The organism is Rhizobacter sp. (assembly GCF_031412075.1).
GTDB lineage: Bacteria > Pseudomonadota > Gammaproteobacteria > Burkholderiales > Burkholderiaceae_C > Rhizobacter.
The window spans coordinates 1-3,002 of record NZ_JANOCG010000424.1 but is presented as its reverse complement, the minus strand read 5'-3'; the positions used below and the strand labels follow the sequence as shown (position 1 = coordinate 3,002).

The 3,002-nt window shown below is 65.2% G+C and carries 4 protein-coding genes; all 4 read left to right on the top strand.

The window, feature by feature from the left end; genetic code table 11:
- Positions 1-456 (top strand): 4-carboxy-4-hydroxy-2-oxoadipate aldolase/oxaloacetate decarboxylase (locus tag RMO40_RS15925; protein ID WP_309723477.1); only part of this gene is annotated, 456 nt, incomplete at its 5' end.
- A gap of 54 nt (positions 457-510) precedes the next feature.
- Entirely contained in the window at positions 511-1,497 is a 987-nt protein-coding gene (locus tag RMO40_RS15920) for a DUF1932 domain-containing protein (protein WP_309723474.1), read from the top strand.
- Between the two features lie 92 nt (positions 1,498-1,589).
- The gene (locus RMO40_RS15915) at positions 1,590-2,504 is read left to right on the top strand and encodes an amidohydrolase family protein (protein ID WP_309723472.1); all 915 of its coding nucleotides are present in this window, start codon (positions 1,590-1,592) and stop codon (positions 2,502-2,504) included.
- Positions 2,505-2,939, top strand: coding sequence for a protocatechuate 4,5-dioxygenase subunit alpha (ligA, locus tag RMO40_RS15910; protein ID WP_309723469.1), 435 nt, complete (start codon positions 2,505-2,507; stop codon positions 2,937-2,939). It begins immediately after the preceding gene.
- Positions 2,940-3,002: the final 63 nt, after the last annotated feature.

Genomic DNA, 3,002 nt, shown 5'->3' with positions numbered 1-3,002 from the left:
ATCCAACCCGGTGACATCGTGGTGGCGGCGGTCACCGCCGAATGCACCGACGGCTACTTCGGCGACCTGCTCGCCACCAGCTTCAAGGCCCGCGGCGCACGTGCCTTGGTCATCGACGCCGGCGTGCGCGACGTGAAGACGCTCACCGAGATGGGCTTTCCGGTGTGGAGCAAAGCGATCAGTTCCAAGGGCACGGTAAAGGCCACGCTCGGCTCGGTCAACATTCCGGTGGTGTGCGCCGGCATGCTGGTGACCCCCGGCGACGTGATCGTGGCCGACGACGACGGTGTGGTGTGCGTGCCGCGCGCCATGGCTGCCAAGACACTGGAGGCGGCGGCGGTGCGTGAATCCTTCGAAGGCGAAAAACGCGCCAAGCTGGCTTCGGGCGTGCTGGGGCTCGACATGTACAAGATGCGCGAGCCGCTGGAAAAGGCGGGCTTGAAATACATCGACTGAACGCACTTCAACCAGCCCCGTTCGGGCTGAGCCTGTCGAAGCCAGCGCCGAGCTGTGCGCACCCTTCGACAGGCTCAGGGCGAACGGTGGCGGAGACGGAGACAAAGGAATCACCCCATGAACACCAACCCCACCCAATGGCACATCGGCCTCGTCGGCTACGGCGAGCTCGGTCGCATCCTGGCCGAAGACTTGCGCGCACAGAGCGTGACGGTCAGCGCGCACGATTTGAAGCTGGGCAGCGAAGCCGGCTCGCCGTTGCGACAACACGCAGCCATGCACGGCGTGACGCTGTTCGAGTCGCATGCCGAACTCGCGGAACAAGCCGACTTCATCATCAGCGCCGTCACCGCCAGCCAGGCCGTGCCGGTAGCCCAGGCCTGCGCGCCGACCCTCCGACCCAGCGCCTACTTCCTCGACTTCAACTCCGCCTCGCCCGGCGCCAAGATCCGCGCAGCCGACATCGTCAAGCGCAATGGCGGGCGTTATGTCGAAGGGGCGGTGATGACGTCGGTCCCGCCCTACCGCATCAAGGTGCCTCTGCTGCTGGGCGGGCCCGACGCGGCGGCGCTGATGCCGCTCATCAACACGCTGGGTTTCGCCAGCCAGGTGGCCAGCGACAAGCTCGGGGTGGCCTCGGCCACCAAGATGTGCCGCAGCGTGATGATCAAGGGGCTCGAAGCGATGGTGATCGAAAGTTTCACCACTGCCCGCGCTTATGGGGTGGAAGACGCGGTGCTCGCGTCGCTCAAAGAAACCTTCCCCGGCATCGACTGGGAAAAACAAGGCGCCTACTTCTTTCAGCGCGTGATCGAACACGGTCGCCGCCGCAGCGAAGAAGTGCGCGAGGTGGCGCAGACCGTGCGCGAGGCCGGCCTGGAGCCCTGGTCGGCCAGCGGCACCGCCGATCGACAGGCCTGGGTGGCCGACCTCGCCGACGCGGGGCTCTTCGGCCCAAAAGGGACGAAAGAGTTCGCCCGCAGCAGCGACTGGCGCACCGAGGCCGATCGCATCCTGGCGCAGTTCAAGCCCATTGACTGATGAAACAACAACCCCCACGCTCACTTCGTTCACTGCCCCCCAAGGGGGCGCAGGCCTCCCTCGGGGCGGCCCGGCGAGAGGCCTGACTGCAAATGGAATTCACCAAGACCCCCGGCTGGCTCGACTGGTACGACGGCCCGTCAAAACCGCGCTTCAAGCCGCCACCAGGCAGCGTCGACGCGCATTGCCACGTGTTCGGCCCCGGTGCCGAATTCCCCTACGCCAAGGAGCGCAAGTACACACCCTGCGACGCGTCGAAGCAGCAACTCTTCGCGCTGCGTGACCACCTCGGCTTCGAGCGCAACGTGGTGGTGCAAGCCACCTGCCACGGTGTCGACAACCGCGCGATGGTCGACGCGCTGCGCCACGCCAACGGCATGGCGCGCGGTGTGGCCACGGTCAAGCGCACGGTCACCGACCATGAGTTGCACGGTATGCACCACGCCGGCGTGCGCGGCGTGCGTTTCAACTTCGTCAAGCGCCTGGTCGACTTCATGCCCAAAGACGAGTTGATGGAAATCGCCTCGCGCATCGCCCCGCTGGGCTGGCATGTGGTGATCTATTTCGAAGCCGTCGACCTGCCCGAGCTGTGGGACTTCTTCACCGCCCTGCCGACCACCATCGTGGTCGACCACATGGGCCGGCCCGATGTGACGAAGCCCGTCGACGGCTCCGAGTTCGAGCTGTTCGTGCAGTTCATGCGCGACTACCCCAACGTGTGGAGCAAGGTGAGCTGCCCGGAGCGCCTTTCAGTCGCAGGCCCAGCCGCGTTGAATGGCGAACAGAACGCCTACCGCGACGTGATCCCCTTCGCACGCCGCATCGTCGAGACCTTTCCCGACCGTGTGTTGTGGGGCACCGACTGGCCGCACCCGAACCTGAAGAACCACATGCCGGATGACGGCTTGCTGGTCGATTTCATCCCGCACATCGCTGGCACGGGCGAACTGCAAAAGAAGCTGCTGGTCACCAATCCGATGCGGCTGTACTGGCCGGAGGAAACCTGAATGCCACTCGACAAACCGTACCTCGACGTGCCCGGCACCACCATCTTCGATGCGGAGCAGTCTCGCAAGGGCTACCACCTCAACCAGTTCTGCATGTCGCTGATGAAGGCCGCCAACCGCGAGCGCTTCAAGGCCAACGAGCGTGCCTATCTCGACGAATGGCCGATGAGCGAAGAGCAGAAGCAGGCCGTGCTCGCACGCGACCTGAACCGCTGCATCGGCCTGGGCGGCAACATTTACTTCCTGGCCAAGATCGGCGCCACCGACGGCAAGAGCTTCCAGCAGATGGCCGGCAGCATGACCGGCATGACAGAAGACGAGTACCGCAACATGATGATCGCGGGCGGCCGCTCGGCCGAGGGCAACCGCCACATCGGAGAAGACGGTGACGCGCAAGCGCACCGCCAGCCGCAAGGCCAAGCGAGAAACAACTGACATGGCCCAACTCACCGCATCCGTCTACACCTCGCACGTGCCCGCCATCGGCGCGGCGCTCGA

What these genes read in the sequence shown, in the direction of transcription:
- RMO40_RS15915 (WP_309723472.1), top strand. Translation starts at nt 1,590, where the DNA reads ATGGAATTCACCAAGACCCCCGGCTGGCTCGACTGGTACGACGGCCCG.
- ligA (WP_309723469.1), top strand. Translation starts at nt 2,505, where the DNA reads ATGCCACTCGACAAACCGTACCTCGACGTGCCCGGCACCACCATCTTC.